A 212-nucleotide genomic window follows, 5' to 3' on the forward strand; every position below is an offset into this window, starting at 1 on the left:
CTGTTCCCCGCACGCGCGGGGATGAACCGGAGACCTGCCATGACTGACATCGTGAAGCAGCCTGTTCCCCGCACGCGCGGGGATGAACCGAAGGCCGGGCCGGGTCGGCACGGCGACGGGAACTGTTCCCCGCACGCGCGGGGATGAACCGGGTCAATCTCTGCCATATCGGCCTCCGGGGGACTGTTCCCCGCACGCGCGGGGATGAACCG

Source organism: Pseudodonghicola xiamenensis DSM 18339, from assembly GCF_000429365.1.
GTDB classification, from domain to species: domain Bacteria; phylum Pseudomonadota; class Alphaproteobacteria; order Rhodobacterales; family Rhodobacteraceae; genus Pseudodonghicola; species Pseudodonghicola xiamenensis.